Below are 14,914 nucleotides of genomic sequence, written 5' to 3'. Positions count from 1 at the left end.
CCCCCCTTAAGCGAAGTCAGCGGCGAACGCGTCCAGCGCAGCTTTGACTTTGTCTTCCAGCTCACCTTTAACCTTGCGGTCATTGTTGGTGATATCTGCCAGCAGGTCTGCGTGGTTCGAACGCAGGTGGTTCAGAAGACCAGCTTCGAAACGACCCACTTCCGACACGTCGATCTTGTCGAGGTAACCGTTGGTCCCGGCAAAGATCACGCAGACAATCTCTGCGTTGGTCAGCGGCGAGTACTGGGCCTGCTTCATCAGCTCGGTCAGGCGTGCACCACGGTTCAGGAGCTGCTGGGTTGCGGCATCGAGGTCCGAGCCGAACTGGGCAAAGGCTGCCATCTCGCGATACTGAGCCAGCGACAGTTTCACCGGGCCGGCAACCGAAGACATCGCTTTGGTCTGGGCCGAGGAGCCAACGCGCGACACCGACAGACCGGTGTTCACAGCGGGACGGATCCCCTGGTAGAACAGTTCGGTTTCCAGGAAGATCTGACCGTCGGTGATCGAGATCACGTTGGTCGGAATAAACGCGGACACGTCGCCGCCCTGGGTTTCGATGATCGGCAGAGCGGTCAGCGAACCGGCGCCGAAATCTTCGTTCAGCTTGGCCGAACGTTCCAGCAGGCGCGAGTGAAGGTAGAAAACGTCACCCGGATAGGCTTCACGTCCCGGCGGACGGCGCAGAAGCAGCGACATCTGACGATAGGACACAGCCTGTTTCGACAGGTCATCATAGATGATCAGCGCGTGGCGGCCATTGTCACGGAAGTGCTCGGCCATGGCGGTTGCGGCATAGGGTGCCAGGAACTGCATGGGGGCCGGGTCGGATGCGGTTGCAGCCACGACAATCGAATATTCAATCGCGCCGGTTTCTTCCAGTTTCTTCACCAGCTGGGCAACGGTCGACCGCTTTTGGCCAACGGCCACGTACACACAGTACAGCTTTTTCGATTCATCGTCGCCAGCGGCGTCGTTGTAGGATTTCTGGTTCAGGATCGCGTCCAGAGCAACGGCGGTTTTACCGGTCTGACGGTCACCAATGATCAGCTCGCGCTGGCCACGGCCGATCGGGATCATCGCGTCAACCGATTTCAGGCCGGTTGCCATCGGTTCATGAACCGATTTACGCGGGATGATGCCCGGTGCTTTCACGTCCGCCACGCCACGCTTTTTCGCGTTCAGCGGGCCTTTGCCGTCGATCGGGTTGCCCAGACCGTCCACAACGCGACCCAGAAGTTCGTCACCGGTGGGCACGTCCACAATGGCGTTCGTGCGTTTGACGGTGTCGCCTTCTTTAATGTCGCGGTCCGAACCGAAGATAACAACACCAACGTTGTCGGCTTCGAGGTTCAGGGCCATCCCGCGGATACCACCGGGGAATTCGACCATTTCACCGGCCTGGATGTTGTCCAGACCGTGCACGCGGGCAATACCGTCACCGACGGAGAGCACACGACCAACTTCAGCAACTTCGGCGTCTTGGCCAAAGTTCTTGATCTGGTCCTTAAGGATCGCAGAGATTTCTGCTGCTTGGATACCCATTATCCGACCTCTTTCATGGAATTCTGCAATGCATTGAGCTTGGCTTTGATCGACGTATCGATCATGCGCGAGCCCACTTTCACGACGAGGCCGCCGATGAGGCTTTCATCAACGGCCACATTCACTTTCACATCCTTGCCGATGGAGCCCGTGAGCGCCTTGGCAAGCTTGTCTTGTTGCGCCTTGGTCATGGCCTTGGCCGAAGTCACCTCAGCGGTCACCTCACCCTTGTCCTCGGCGATCAGCGCGCGCAGCGCGGCGACCAGTTGAGGCACAGCAAACAAACGACGCTTCTGGGCCATCAGACCCAGCGTGTTTGCCACCATTGGCGAAAGTTTCATTTTCTTGGCGATGGCGGCGATTGCGGCGCCCTGTTCTTCGCGGGTTACAACCGGCGAAGTGATCAGGTTGCGGAAATCGGCACTATCGGCGAGAGCTGCGTCCAGGGCGTCGATATCCCCTTCCACAGCTTTCAGGTCTTTGCCTTCCTTAGCCAGTTCGAAAACGGCCGTGGCATATCGCTGGGCAATTCCAGCAGAGATCGCGACTGGTTCGGACACGTCCACCCTTCCGATGTCTTGAGCCCCTTTGTGACGTGCCGTTAAGCACATCGGGGCGGCCTACAGATGCCGCGGTTTTCGCGTGTCATCTAAATCGGGTCGGGATGTAGCAAGGAATTCCCAATCTCGCAACAGGCTTGCACGGGTTTAACGCCAACATAATACCGTTCTGACGCCCTTAAACGCAATCTGTCGCGGTCAGACCCCTATGGGCATGGGGAAATCTGGAAAAACCGGGAAAAAGTCATAACGAGTCGTTTTCGGTATGCGATTGCATTCCGAAAAGCATTTCACAGGTTAAATCGTTCCCCAATTGCCACAGTAAGACCCCTCCACACCCTATTCCGGCGACTGTTCAGCATGTGATTCTCGCCATTTTCAGGACGATTTGCGACCCCCACACAGAGCTGCCCCACCAACCGGAGGCCTGAACTCCTGCCCCATCCAACAGGTGCCGCGCAGTGAGTTTTGTCCAAAGATCATCCGGAATTCACCCGGAGGTCGTCGGCGCCGTGGGTTCCGGCACCCCCATCCCTTCCAGCACCTTCAGCGGCTTGCGCACCCGCTGCGCCAGGCCCGGACGGCGCGGGGCGGGGATCTGTTTGGACACCTCCACCATCAACACCCCCCCGCCCATCACAATCGGCAACTGCTGCCCGGCGCGTTCCCAGAAATTCCCGGTCTTGAGCCAGAATCGGCGCGACGAGGGGGGCTGGTAAAGCGCCGACAGATGCCGCTCTACGTTAAAGCCATATGTCTTGAGCTGCCCCTCAAGCTGACCCGCCGAATAGGGCCGGCCATAACCAAAGGGCGTCTTGTCAGAGCGTGCCCAAAGCCCGGCCCGGTTCGGCACCACAAACAGCGCGCGACCACCGGGGCCCAGCACCCGATAACATTCATCCAGCAGGAAGGCCGGGTTTTCGCTTGTCTCCAGCCCGTGCATCAGGACCAGCCGATCCACCACCCCGTTCTCGAGCGGCCAGATCGTATCCTCAACCAGCGCGGCCACATTGGCCATCCCCGCAGGCCAGGGCATCACCCCCTGCGGGGCAGGCATCAACCCCATCACCCGGCGCGCGGTCTTCAGATAGGGGCGCAGCAACGGCACCGCAAAACCGAACCCCGCCACGGTCTGCCCCTTGCAGCGTTCGGGTGGCCACAACGCCACCACCTTGTCACGCACCGCCTTCTGCGCCGAACGGCCCAGCGTGCTGCGGTAATAAAAATTGCGAAGGTCTTGCACATCAAGATGCATGGGCGGCCTTTGACTGGCGGATCTTCCCCGCACGATAGCGCACCCGGCGAGAAATGCCAGCACTCACAATCCGTTCGACAAAAGCTGTGTCGGTAAAACCGATCTGCCCCGCCCCCGCCCCGGCTTGGAAACCCAAAGACCGGCTCAGCTTATTTTCTTGTCAGAAATATCCCGGGGTGAGGACGAAGTCCGAGGGGCAGCGCCCCTTTTCCAACCGCCCTTTTCCAACCGCCCAGCCTCAGGACCGCCCAACCTCAGGACTGGCGAGGGGGGGGGCAGTTCACGCCGTCTTCTCGAACACACAAAGGAGGTTGTTGGCCGGCATTTCGATCAGGGCAAGCTGCGTGAGGCCGCCCCGCTCAGCCAGCCGGGTCACATCTTCGACGGCCTTATAGCCAATCGCGGCATCGCTGCCACGCAGGCGGGCGTCAAAGGTGCGATCCCCGTCGGACCGGAACTGTCCACCCATCCGAAACGGGCCATAAAGGCACCACCGCCCGCCTTTTTCCAACGAGCGCGCCACCCCGGCCACCACTTCGCGCAGGGCGTCCTCGCTGATCAGGTGCAACAGGTTTACCGTCATCAGCACGTCAAACCCCTCCACCTTCCAGCCCGGTGCGCTGGCATCCAGAAACTGCGCGATCCGCATATTGCGATGGCCCGCCCGGGCCCGCCAGGCGTCGATACTGTCAAGCCGCTCTGGCGCGATATCGGTGGGTTGCCAGACGATGCCGGGAAAGGCCCCGGCATAGGCGATGGCATGTTCACCGGTCCCGGAGGCCAGTTCCAGCCCATAGCCACGTTCCGGCAGATAGGGGGCAATGGCGTCAAGGATCGGGGGGATATTGCGTGCCGCAGACGGGGCTGACAGGCGCACATCATCGCGCGCCGCTGCCCCTTCCGGGCCAACGGGATGGGCCGTGGAATGGGGCACCTCTCCGACCATGCGCCGCTCCGTTCTGCATCCTGTCACATATTGTCCTGTGTCTCAGTATTGTGTCCCGGCGGCAATTGCGCAAGACTGGTTGTCCACGTGATGAAAGGCCCTCCATGCTGACCCTTGTGACCTTGCCCTGCCTGACCGACAATTACGCCTATCTTTTGCATGATGATGAAACCGGAGCGACCGCGGCGATTGATGTGCCGGAGGCGGCCCCGATCCTGCGCGAACTGAAAATGCGCGGCTGGCACCTGAGCGAGATCTGGCTGACCCATCACCACTGGGACCACATTGATGGCGTGGCTGAACTTGTGGCCGCCACCGGTGCCCCGGTTCTGGGGGCGGCTGCGGACGCCCACCGCCTGCCCCCGCTGGCCCGGGCTGTCTCGCCCGGTGAGACGTTCTTTTTCGGGTCCCATACGGTCGACATCCTTGACGTGCCCGGCCATACGATTGGTCATATCGCCTTTCACGTCCCGGCCGCCCGCGCCGCCTTTACCGGCGACAGCCTGATGGTGATGGGCTGTGGTCGCCTGTTCGAAGGCAGCCCCGAGCAGATGTGGCACAGCCTGTCTGCCCTTGCAAAACTGCCCGCCGATACCAATATCTGTTCCGGCCATGAATACACGGCCTCCAACGCCGCCTTCGCGGTCACCATCGAACCAGACAACGCCGCCCTTGCCGCCCGCCGGCAGGATATCGACAAGGCGCGCGCGCAGCGCCTGCCCACCGTTCCGGCCCCGCTGTCGCTTGAACTCGCCACCAACCCGTTCCTGCGTGCCCATCTGCCCGAGGTGAAAGCCGCCCTTGGCATGACAGGTGCCGCTGATGTCGATGTGTTTGCCGAAATTCGGCACCGAAAAGACACGTTTTGACGTTTTCAACAATTCACGAGTTCAGTTTTCCCAAAAAATCGCGTATCATATCAATGTCTTGAGCAGCTTGCGCAGCACTTGGGATGAGGGGTTTCGCTGTTGCCTCCGCCTGTCGGGGCCAATAGAAGACCGTTAATCTTCACGGTAAATTCCCAGAAAATTGACATAAAACCCCTTGAAGAAGCGCCGGGAAAACCGAAACTTAAACATATGAGGCCAATCTGGGGGAAATTGACCCCAAGCAGGGAAGCCTGTGCAGATTACGAGGAGAATGCCACGTGCCGTCCTTTTCTAAACCGCTGGAAGACGCCATTCACCACGCGCTTGCGCTTGCCAATGAGCGAAAACATGAACTGGCCACGCTGGAGCATCTGCTGCTGGCCCTGATTGACGAACCTGACGCCGCACGGGTGATGCAGGCCTGTTCGGTCGATCTGAACGCCCTGCGCAAAGATCTGCTGGAATTCATCGAAACCGAGCTTGCGACCCTGATCACCGATGTCGACGGCAATGAGGCCGTGCCGACCGCCGCCTTCCAGCGGGTGATCCAGCGGGCCGCCATCCATGTGCAAAGCTCGGGCCGCACCGAAGTGACCGGGGCAAATGTGCTGGTTGCGATCTTTGCCGAACGCGAATCCAACGCCGCCTTCTTCCTGCAAGAACAGGACATGACCCGCTATGACGCGGTGAATTACATCGCCCATGGCGTGGCAAAAGATCCCGAATTCGGAGAGCCCCGGCCAATCACCGGCACCCCCGATTTCGACGAAGAAATGTCCGAAGCGCAGCCGGTCGAGGAAAAGGAAACCGCCCTGGGCAAATATTGTGTCGATCTCAATGCAAAGGCCCGCGAAGGCGAGATTGACCCGCTGATCGGGCGCGACCACGAAGTCGAACGTGCCATTCAGGTCCTGTGTCGCCGCCGCAAGAACAACCCGCTTCTGGTGGGCGATCCCGGCGTGGGCAAGACCGCCATTGCCGAAGGGCTGGCCACCAAGATCGTTGGCGGGCAAACCCCTGAAATCCTGTCAGAAACCACGATCTACTCGCTCGACATGGGCGCGCTTCTGGCAGGCACCCGCTATCGCGGCGACTTTGAAGAGCGGCTGAAGGCGGTGATGAAAGAGCTGGAAGACCATCCCGACGCGGTGCTGTTCATCGACGAGATCCATACGGTGATCGGTGCCGGTGCCACCTCGGGTGGGGCGATGGATGCCTCGAACCTGCTCAAACCCGCCCTTCAGGGCGGCAAGCTGCGCTGCATGGGCTCCACCACCTACAAGGAATTCCGCCAGCATTTCGAAAAAGACCGCGCCCTGTCGCGCCGGTTCCAGAAAATCGACGTGAACGAACCGTCGGTCGAAGATGCGGTGAAGATCCTCAAAGGGCTGAAACCCTATTTCGAAGAACATCACGGCGTCAGCTTCACCGCGGATGCCATCAAATCAGCCGTGGAACTGTCCGACCGCTATGTGAATGACCGCAAATTGCCGGACAAGGCGATTGATGTGATTGACGAAGCTGGCGCGGCCCAGCACCTCCTGCCCAAGGACAAGCGCAAGACCTCGATCGGCGTGACCGAAATTGAAGCCGTGGTCGCCAAGATCGCCCGGATCCCGCCGAAAACCGTGTCCAAGGATGATGCGGAAACCCTGCGTGATCTGGAAAAATCGCTCAAGCGGGTGGTGTTTGGACAGGACAAGGCGATTGAGGCGCTGTCCTCGGCCATCAAACTGGCCCGTGCCGGGCTGCGCGAGCCGGAAAAACCCATCGGCAACTACCTGTTTGCCGGCCCCACCGGCGTCGGCAAGACCGAGGTCGCCAAACAGCTTGCCGACAATCTCGGCGTGGAGCTTCTGCGCTTCGACATGTCGGAATATATGGAAAAACACGCCGTTTCCCGCCTGATCGGGGCCCCTCCCGGCTATGTCGGGTTTGATCAGGGCGGCCTTCTGACCGATGGCGTGGATCAGCATCCGCATTGCGTGCTACTTCTGGATGAGATGGAAAAGGCCCATCCGGATGTCTACAACATTCTGCTGCAGGTCATGGACAATGGCGAACTGACCGATCACAACGGCCGCACCGTCAGCTTCCGCAACGTGGTGCTGATCATGACCTCAAACGCGGGGGCGTCGGAACAGGCCAAGGCGGCCGTGGGCTTTGGCCGTGAGCGGCGCGAAGGCGAAGACACCGCCGCGATTGAACGCACCTTCACGCCGGAATTCCGCAACCGTCTGGACGCGGTGATCAGCTTTGCGCCGCTGGGCAAAGAAGTGATCCTGCAAGTGGTCGAGAAATTCGTGCTGCAACTGGAGGCCCAGCTTCTGGATCGCGGTGTGACCATCGAACTGACCCGCGCGGCGGCAGAATGGATCGCCGACAAGGGTTATGACGACCGAATGGGCGCCCGCCCGCTGGGTCGGGTGATCCAGGAACATATCAAGAAGCCGCTGGCGGAAGAGCTTCTGTTCGGCAAGCTGTCCAAGGGCGGCATGGTGCAGGTCGGCATCAAGGGCGGCGAATTGGAGCTGCGTATCGAGAAGCCGAAAAAGCCGCAGCTGGGATCCCGTAAAAAGCCCCCGCTGCTCACCGCGGACTGATGCGGAAAACCGGATGTCTAATGATCCTTGCCCTGGCCGCAGCCCCCGCTGCGGCCTTTGCAGATATAGGGGGCACAGATATCGGGCGCACAGATATCGGGCGGACGGAGCTAAGAGGACCAAAATTTGCCCAGCCGGTTGATTGTGTTCTGGGCGAAAGCTGTTTCATCCTGAACCTCACAGACGCGGACCCCGGCAAGGGTGTGGCCGATTACACCTGCGGCCCGCACAGCTACGACGGGCATAATGGCACGGATTTCGCCCTGCCCTCTTACGCGGCAATGCGAAGGGGTGTGACTGTGCTGGCCACGGCGCCCGGCCGGGTCAAGGGGCGGCGGGACGGCATGAAGGATGCGCTTTACGGATCCGAAGGCGCCCCAGATGTGAGCGGGCGGGACTGCGGCAACGGGGTTGTGATCGACCATGGCGGTGGTTGGGAAAGCCAATATTGCCATATGGCCCGGGGCTCGGTGACTGTGCAAATCGGCGACAAGGTCCGGATGGGTCAGGAGCTCGGCCGGGTTGGCCTGTCCGGCAAGACGCAATATCCACATCTGCACCTGTCCCTGCGCAAGGATGGGAAAGTGCTGGATCCGTTTCACCCCGACGCAGCTTTTGCAGCACCGACCAAATGCCTCTCACCTGACCTGTCAGACGGGCAGCTCTGGCTGACCCCGATCCCCTACCCGAGCGGCGGCATTGCCAGCACCGGGTTTGCCACCGATATCCCCCAATTTGACGAGATCAAGCAGGGCAACACACCTATCCCCCCTCTTCCCGCAGACGGCCCAGCTTTGGTGGGTTGGAGCATGATTTACGGCCCACGTCAGGGGGACATTCTGCACCTGCGCATTGAAGGTCCCACGGGGATGGTGGGCGAGCAGAAGATCGAGATCACCAAATCGCAGGTTCTGGCCTTTCACGCCTTTGGCAAAAAGACCCGCATGGCATGGCCGGAGGGGATGTATCGGCTGGACAGCTGGATGATCCGGGCGGGCAAGGTGATTGATGCCACCTCAACCGAGGTTGCTGTCCGCTGAAACGGGCAGACCAGACGCGACGGGACGCGTCATGATCGTGGGGGCGGCATAAGGTGAGCCGCGAAATAAACGAAGGCCGCCCCCTTCCGAAACACCATCGCAAGCCCCCCAAAACCACTGGCGGCGGACCCTCTTACCGCTCTGTCAGTTTCAGCTCAATCCGCCGGTTCTGCGCGCGCGCGGCATCGGTATCTGCGGGGTTCACCGGGCGGTATTCCCCAAAACCGGTGGCGGCCAGCCGGTTCGGCGGGAAGCCCAGATCGTCAATCATGTATTCCACCACCGACAGGGCACGGGCCTGGCTGAGCGCCCAGTTATTGCGAAACTCCCCCGTCCCGGACAAGGGCTGATTGTCGGTATGCCCATCAACGCGGATCACCCAATCCACTTCGGGCGGGATCAGATCCGCCACCTCGGACAACAGCGCAGCCACCTTGGCCACCTGCGCCTGTCCCGCAGGTTTCAGCACCGCATCACCCGACGAAAACAGCACTTCAGAGGAGAACACAAATCGGTCCCCAACAATCTGCACCCCTTCCCGATCCCCAAGAACCTGACGCAGTTTTCCAAAGAATTCAGATCGATAGGCGGCAAGCTCCTTGGCTTCCTCTTCCAAACGTCGACGTTCCGCCTCTTCCAACGCGGCCCGTTTGCGCTCCTCGGCGGCGACCCGCGCCAGTGCCGCATTCAGCTCGGTGCCCAGTTTCTGGATCTGCACCTGCGCGCGTTCATCGCGTTCATTTCCCGCATCCAGTATCGCCTGCAAGGAGCCAAGCTGCGCGCGCAATGCCGCCACCTGTTCATTGAGCAGGGCCACCTGACGCTGCGCCTCGGCAGAGCTGGCCTCTTCTTCGGACAGGGCCAAATTGGCCACCGCCAGCAGGCGCTTTTGCGCATCCGCTTCCGACAGGGCCACCTCGGCGCGGGTTTCTGCGGCGAGCCGCTCGGCAAGGGCTGCGCGCAGTTCTTCGCCCAGCCGTTTGGCGTCCGCCCCTTCGGATTTCAGCGCCTCAAGCTCCAGCATCGCGGCCGCCAGACGGGCATCCAGATCCACCCCGGCCGCTTTTGCCGCCGCCAGCAGCGTCAGCGTTTCCTCGGCCTCTTTGCGGCTTGCTTCCAGCGCGAGGGTCATCGCGGTCAGCTCCGCATCGGCATTTTCAAGCTGCGCGCGAAGCGCCTCGGCGGCGGCGGCTTCGGCAAGGCGCCCGGCCTCTTCTTCGCTTAACGCCTTTTGCCCCTCTGCCACATCAGCCTCAAGGCGGGCCACCAGCGCCTCCAGTGCTTCGCGCTTGGCCGCTGCCAGCCGTGCGGCTTCGACGCCGGCGTCAATCTCATCGCGGGCCTGGGCCAGCGCGAGTTGCAACGCCTCCTGATCTGAAATCAGCGCGGCTTTGGCGGCCTCAAGATCTTCAATCGTTGCGGCCATTTGCGTGCCCGCGGCAAGGGCCTCATCGCGTTGCGACAGGAGGGCGGCGACCTGCGCCTCGAAGCTGGTGATCTGGGCGGACTGGGCGGCGATCTGCTCTTCCTGTGCGGTGGTCTGCGCGGTGAGCTGGGCAATCAGCGCGGTCTGGGCATCGGCAATATTGCGCGCCTCGGACAAGGTCGCGCTGAGCCGCCCGACCTGCCCTTCCAGATCCGCAGACCGGGTGCGTTCCAGCCCCAGCGCATCAGCAAGTTCGGCCACCTGAAGGCTCAGCTCATCCAGTTCATGCGCCTGACCTGAGATGGTTTCGCGCAGGACAAACTGCACCACCATAAAGATGGTCAGCACAAAAAACAGCACCAGAAGCAGCGCGGTCATCGCGTCGACAAAGCCGGGCCAGATTGACCCGCTGACCCGATTGGTGGAGCGCCGCGACATGGCCATGGGTTACACCTGACCCTCTGTTTCGTCCTGCCCTGCCGCCACGCGGATCACCTGGATCAGGGTCCCCAGATCCTGGCGCAGTTCCGCCATGCTTTCCTGACGCCCGGCCTGCATTTCCTCAAGCAGGCGCAGCATCTGCACGTCGATCGAGCGCAGGCGCATCCGGCTTTCAGCGTCGGGATGGGTGCCCACTTCGCCCTGCCCTTCGAGCGCGTTGATCACCCGGCTCTGCCCGTCGATCATCTGTTTCATGGCAAGGTTGAGGTCGGTCAACTGTGCAAGATGCGGGGTCAGGTCGGGGGCGGGCATCGGGGCGGGTTCATGCTGTGTGGCGTCGATTTTTTCCGTCAACGCATGGACCTGGCCCGCAAGATCCCCCAGCCGCGCATCCAGTTTCGCCCGGTTCACATCGGTCTGCAGGAACATTGCCTGCATTGCCTCGACCTGTTCGGCCATGGCGGAAAGATAGGCAACCGCGGCGCTGTCCCCGTCCCCCTCTGCGGGGGCGATGGACAATTTGGTGATGGTGGACAGCCATTCCTCAAGCTCGCGGTAAAACCGGTTCTGACCATGGCCTGCAAACAGCTCCATCAGCCCCACAACCAGCGACCCGGCCAGGCCGAGAAGGGAGGAGGAAAAGGCCGTTCCCATGCCGCCCAGCTGCTCTTCCAGCCCGCTCATCAGGCGGTTGAACACCTCAACCCCGCCTTCATCGCCAGACGGCGCGAGCGAGCCGATGGTCTTCACAACCGCGGGCACGGTGGTGGCGAGGCCGAAAAATGTCCCCAGAAGTCCAAGGAAAATCAGCAGGTTGACAATGTAACGCGTGATATCACGGGCCTCGTCAATGCGGGTGGCCACACTGTCGAGGATGGAGCGCGATGACGAGGCCCCGATCTGCAGCCGCGCCCCTCGGGTCGACAGCAGCTTGGCCAGGGCCGCGAGCAGACGTGGCGCGCGATCCGGGTTGGTCCCTTCACGCTCGCCCACAAATCCTTCGATCCAGATCACCGAGGCCGCCACCTGCCAGACCTGCCAGAAACAGGCCAGAAGGCCAACCACGAAGACCAGAGCGATAAAGGCGTTGAGATAAAGATTGGCAAGGAAGACCGGCAGCACCTGCGGCAGGGCGACAAAGCCCCCGAAGCCCACAAGGCCCAACACCACCAGCATCACAAAGATCTGGCGGAAAGGTTGAGAAAATTGCGGCTCGGCCCCTTTGCGGCGCGTCACGGACGGCCTGCTATCTGGCTCTTTCATCGGGTATTTTCCCTATCGCCTGAATGTTTTGCGGTCAGGATAGGGGGGATTGGGCGCCCTGCCAAGCGCGAATGCGGTTCGGGAAAACAGGGGGCCGATCAGGGGGCAGATGCGGTCAGAGGGCTTCGGTGATTTCGCGCACGCGGGCCGCAAGCCAGCTGAGATCCGGGTCTTCGATCCCCAGCGTCGCCAGATGGTCAGCGGTGTTGTAAAGATAATCGGTATTGGGGCCGCGCCCACCAACGGCAGTGGCGATGATATGGGCCTGCTCCAACAGGTCGATATGGCAATATTGCACATGATCGGGGTCGATCACATAGGTCACGGCCTCGACCTCGCGCCCATCAGCCAGGGTGATTTTCAGGTTTTTTTCAAGATAGGCAGAGGAGACCAGCTCGCGCTCGCGCAACTCTGCCATGGTCTTGTCCTCGCATCCGGGGGTGACGCGAAAGGCCACGCCCTGGCAGGACGCCCCCGCCTCCTCGTCAAGCGCCAGCACAAGACCGGGCTTTTCCTCGGTGCCGCGATGATGGATCGAGCGCATGCAGAAAGACCGGTGATACCCCGCAAGGGTCGCGATCACGGTTTCATCATGATCAAAACCCGGATGCCAGATCAGAGATCCGTAACCAAAGACCCACAATTCGGAATTGCCCATGCCCATACCCTTTCCGTCCAGCGCGCGCTCCCCATATAAGGGGGCAGGTGTTAAGAGGGAAGCGGTATGCGCAAACTGATTGTGATTGCAGTGGTTCTGGCTGGGCTCTGGTCCGGGTATTGGTGGGTTGGGGCCGGAGCGGCCGAGCGCGCCTATCAGGGCTGGTTTGCCGAACGGCGGGCTGATGGCTGGGTGTCCGACTACGAGGCATTGCGCGTGCAGGGGTTTCCGAACCGGTTCGATATGGTGGCTGAAGGCGTTCATCTCGCAGACCCGGAGACCGGGCTGGCGTGGTCGGCAGATCTGTTCCAGCTTCTCACCCTCAGCTACAAGCCCAACCACCTGATCGCGGTCTGGCCCGGCACCCAGCGCCTGTCGACCCCGTTGCAGAATATCGACATCACAGCGCAGGATTTCAAAGCGTCACTTGTCGTGGATCCCGCGCCCTCCCTGCCCCTGAACCGCTCCTCATTCGTGATCGAAGACATGTCCCTGACCTCCTCTCTGGGTTGGACCGCCACGCTGGGGTCCGCCAATATCGCCACCCGGCAAGTGGACGGGAAATCGACCGAACATGAAGTCCATCTGGAGGTAAAGGAGTTCATCCCCCCCTCTGAACTTGTGCAAAGTTTTGATACCAACAGCCTGCTGCCCCCGTCTTTTGAAGGCGTTACAGTGCAGGGCAAAGTGGCGTTTGACGCCCCCTGGGATCTGGCCGCCCTGGAACAGGAACGCCCGCAACCCACCGAGATCAAACTGGACATGCTGCGGGCCAAATGGGGCGAAATGGTATTGCAGGCCGCGGGCACCCTCACCGTGAACAGCGCCGGTCAGCCCAATGGGAAAATCACCGTGAAAGCGCGGAACTGGCGCGAAATGGTGGCGCTGGCCAAAGCCTCAGGGCTGATTGATCCCGCCTTTGAAAGCACTGTCATTGGCGCGCTTCAGCTCTTGTCCAGCCTCTCGGGGGACCCTGACACGCTGGATGTGCCTTTGGGATTTTCTGGCGGTTTCATGTCCCTGGGGCCGCTCCCAATTGGCCGCGCGCCAAGCTTTCATCTGCGCTGACGCAGCGGGACGGCGGCCCGCCCAAAGGGCCGTATCTCCATCCTCATGTCTCATTTTTCTTGCCGAAAATACCTCGGGGTGAGGACGCAGTCCGAGGGGCAGCGCCCCTGCCCCGCCCTCGACACTGCGCAAACTAGAAAACTAGAAAACTAGAAAACTAGAAAACTAGAAAACTAGAAAACTAGAAAACTAGAAAACTAGAATCCTGCCCCTCCCGGCCGTCAAACCCTCAATAGCCGCGCGTTTTGTCCACCAGATGTAACAGCGCCTCTCCCGCCTCGGATCTGCGTATATTCTCCGCAATCACCTGGCTGGCCGTGTCTGGTCGGGTTTCAGAGGCGATATGCGGGGTCACGGTTACATTGGGGTGCGCCCAGTAGGGGTGATCTTTGGGCAGGGGCTCCACCCGGAACACGTCCAGCGTGGCATGGCCCACCTGCCCGCTGTCGAGCGCTGCGAGCAGGGCGTTATCCTCAATCAACGGCCCACGCCCGGGGTTCAGGATCCGCGCGCCTTTGGGCAGCAGTGCCAGCGTGTCAGCGTTGAGGGTGTTTTCCGTGGCCAGTGTGTCGGGCAGAAGCAGCACAAGGATCTCTGCCTGGGTCAGGACATCGCGCAACCCGTCTTCCGCACTATGACAGCTCACCCCCGGCAGGGATTTTGCGCTCCGGCTCCACCCATGCACGTTGAAATTCAGCGCCGACAGGGCCTGCGCACAGGCAGCACCCAAATTCCCCAATCCCAGCACCCCCACGGTCCGGTGCCGTGCAAGCGGCGGGATATGGACCTCCCACGCTTGATCCTGCCGACAGATATCCAGATCCATATCAAGGTGATAGCGCAGGGTATGGCCCACCACCCATTCCACCATCCCTTCGGTCAACCCCCGGTCCACCATCCTGGTATAAGGCTGGGTCAGGGTCGGGTTGGTGACGATGCTTTCCACCCCGGCCCAGAGACCCAGCACGGCCTTGCACCGGGTATAGGGGCTGAGGTCAGACAGGGGACCAAACGGGGCGTAGATGATGTAATCCACCTCCTCCGGAGCAAAGGCCTGACGCAGATCCGCCACCACGCCCGCCTCGCAAAAAGCGGCTTCCAGCGCGGGCTTATACACTGGCCAAAGCGCATCACGCCCGGCAAACAGCACATTGACACTCCTGTGGGCAGCGGTCGGGGCAACAATCGAGACTGGGGTCATCAGGGATCCTTTTCACATTCTCAGACGCGCCGCAGATGC

Annotated in this window: 13 protein-coding genes; 4 read left to right on the top strand and 9 right to left on the bottom strand. The window is 61.2% G+C overall.

Annotated features, from left to right (window positions below):
• Nucleotides 1-6: 6 nt before the first annotated feature.
• The 5 genes from atpA to K3J57_RS02540 all read right to left on the bottom strand — a co-directional run bounded on the left by atpA (nt 7) and on the right by K3J57_RS02540 (nt 4,333).
• On the bottom strand, nt 7-1,545 hold the full coding sequence (gene atpA / locus K3J57_RS02560; RefSeq protein ID WP_173485279.1) for a F0F1 ATP synthase subunit alpha: 1,539 nt from the start codon (nt 1,543-1,545) through the stop codon (nt 7-9).
• Nucleotides 1,545-2,105 carry a F0F1 ATP synthase subunit delta gene (locus K3J57_RS02555; protein ID WP_259772907.1) on the bottom strand — a complete coding sequence of 187 codons (561 nt, stop codon included), beginning with the start codon at nt 2,103-2,105 and terminating at the stop codon, nt 1,545-1,547. Before K3J57_RS02555 ends, atpA begins: the two co-directional genes overlap by 1 nt.
• Nucleotides 2,106-2,595: 490 nt before the next feature.
• Nucleotides 2,596-3,360 carry a methyltransferase domain-containing protein gene (locus K3J57_RS02550; RefSeq protein ID WP_173485277.1) on the bottom strand — a complete coding sequence of 255 codons (765 nt, stop codon included), beginning with the start codon at nt 3,358-3,360 and terminating at the stop codon, nt 2,596-2,598.
• The gene (locus K3J57_RS02545; protein ID WP_259793864.1) at nt 3,350-3,496 is read right to left on the bottom strand and encodes a hypothetical protein; all 147 of its coding nucleotides are present in this window, start codon (nt 3,494-3,496) and stop codon (nt 3,350-3,352) included. The genes K3J57_RS02550 and K3J57_RS02545 overlap by 11 nt, the downstream gene beginning before the upstream one ends.
• A gap of 144 nt (nt 3,497-3,640) precedes the next feature.
• Nucleotides 3,641-4,333 carry a DUF938 domain-containing protein gene (locus K3J57_RS02540; protein ID WP_259796966.1) on the bottom strand — a complete coding sequence of 231 codons (693 nt, stop codon included), beginning with the start codon at nt 4,331-4,333 and terminating at the stop codon, nt 3,641-3,643.
• 77 nt (nt 4,334-4,410) lie between these two features.
• Here K3J57_RS02540 and gloB point away from each other — a divergent pair, with 77 nt between their 5' ends.
• From gloB to K3J57_RS02525, 3 genes are all read left to right on the top strand, one after another.
• A complete protein-coding gene (gene gloB / locus K3J57_RS02535) occupies nt 4,411-5,175 on the top strand; it encodes a hydroxyacylglutathione hydrolase (protein ID WP_259793861.1) in 765 nt (254 codons plus the stop codon).
• A gap of 278 nt (nt 5,176-5,453) precedes the next feature.
• A complete protein-coding gene (clpA, locus tag K3J57_RS02530) occupies nt 5,454-7,778 on the top strand; it encodes an ATP-dependent Clp protease ATP-binding subunit ClpA (protein WP_259793858.1) in 2,325 nt (774 codons plus the stop codon).
• Between the two features lie 20 nt (nt 7,779-7,798).
• On the top strand, nt 7,799-8,818 hold the full coding sequence (locus tag K3J57_RS02525; RefSeq protein WP_259796962.1) for a M23 family metallopeptidase: 1,020 nt from the start codon (nt 7,799-7,801) through the stop codon (nt 8,816-8,818).
• A 133-nt stretch (nt 8,819-8,951) separates the two neighbouring features.
• On the opposite strand, the gene K3J57_RS02520 is transcribed toward K3J57_RS02525, so the two are convergent.
• The 3 genes from K3J57_RS02520 to K3J57_RS02510 form a co-directional block, all read right to left on the bottom strand.
• Complete coding sequence (locus K3J57_RS02520; RefSeq protein WP_259793851.1) at nt 8,952-10,688, bottom strand: peptidoglycan -binding protein; 1,737 nt, start codon at nt 10,686-10,688, stop codon at nt 8,952-8,954.
• A 3-nt stretch (nt 10,689-10,691) separates the two neighbouring features.
• The gene (locus tag K3J57_RS02515; protein WP_259793849.1) at nt 10,692-11,948 is read right to left on the bottom strand and encodes a biopolymer transporter ExbB; all 1,257 of its coding nucleotides are present in this window, start codon (nt 11,946-11,948) and stop codon (nt 10,692-10,694) included.
• Nucleotides 11,949-12,063: 115 nt separating this feature from the next.
• On the bottom strand, nt 12,064-12,606 hold the full coding sequence (locus K3J57_RS02510) for a gamma-glutamylcyclotransferase (protein ID WP_259796958.1): 543 nt from the start codon (nt 12,604-12,606) through the stop codon (nt 12,064-12,066).
• A 66-nt stretch (nt 12,607-12,672) separates the two neighbouring features.
• On the opposite strand from K3J57_RS02510, the gene K3J57_RS02505 reads away from it, so the two are divergent.
• Nucleotides 12,673-13,674, top strand: coding sequence for a DUF2125 domain-containing protein (locus tag K3J57_RS02505; RefSeq protein ID WP_259796952.1), 1,002 nt, complete (start codon nt 12,673-12,675; stop codon nt 13,672-13,674).
• A 229-nt stretch (nt 13,675-13,903) separates the two neighbouring features.
• Here K3J57_RS02505 and K3J57_RS02500 read toward each other — a convergent pair whose 3' ends face one another.
• Nucleotides 13,904-14,875, bottom strand: coding sequence for a 2-hydroxyacid dehydrogenase (locus tag K3J57_RS02500; RefSeq protein ID WP_259796950.1), 972 nt, complete (start codon nt 14,873-14,875; stop codon nt 13,904-13,906).
• Between the last annotated feature and the right edge of the window lie 39 nt (nt 14,876-14,914).

Origin of the sequence: Aliiroseovarius crassostreae (assembly GCF_025137635.1) — a bacterium.
Lineage (GTDB): Bacteria > Pseudomonadota > Alphaproteobacteria > Rhodobacterales > Rhodobacteraceae > Aliiroseovarius > Aliiroseovarius crassostreae.
This window is presented reverse-complemented; position numbering and strand designations above follow the sequence as displayed.

What these genes read in the sequence shown, in the direction of transcription:
- atpA (WP_173485279.1), bottom strand. Translation starts at nt 1,545, where the DNA reads ATGGGTATCCAAGCAGCAGAAATCTCTGCGATCCTTAAGGACCAGATC.
- K3J57_RS02550 (WP_173485277.1), bottom strand. Translation starts at nt 3,360, where the DNA reads ATGCATCTTGATGTGCAAGACCTTCGCAATTTTTATTACCGCAGCACG.
- gloB (WP_259793861.1), top strand. Translation starts at nt 4,411, where the DNA reads ATGCTGACCCTTGTGACCTTGCCCTGCCTGACCGACAATTACGCCTAT.
- K3J57_RS02525 (WP_259796962.1), top strand. Translation starts at nt 7,799, where the DNA reads ATGATCCTTGCCCTGGCCGCAGCCCCCGCTGCGGCCTTTGCAGATATA.
- K3J57_RS02520 (WP_259793851.1), bottom strand. Translation starts at nt 10,688, where the DNA reads ATGGCCATGTCGCGGCGCTCCACCAATCGGGTCAGCGGGTCAATCTGG.
- K3J57_RS02515 (WP_259793849.1), bottom strand. Translation starts at nt 11,948, where the DNA reads ATGAAAGAGCCAGATAGCAGGCCGTCCGTGACGCGCCGCAAAGGGGCC.
- K3J57_RS02510 (WP_259796958.1), bottom strand. Translation starts at nt 12,606, where the DNA reads ATGGGCAATTCCGAATTGTGGGTCTTTGGTTACGGATCTCTGATCTGG.
- K3J57_RS02505 (WP_259796952.1), top strand. Translation starts at nt 12,673, where the DNA reads ATGCGCAAACTGATTGTGATTGCAGTGGTTCTGGCTGGGCTCTGGTCC.
- K3J57_RS02500 (WP_259796950.1), bottom strand. Translation starts at nt 14,875, where the DNA reads ATGACCCCAGTCTCGATTGTTGCCCCGACCGCTGCCCACAGGAGTGTC.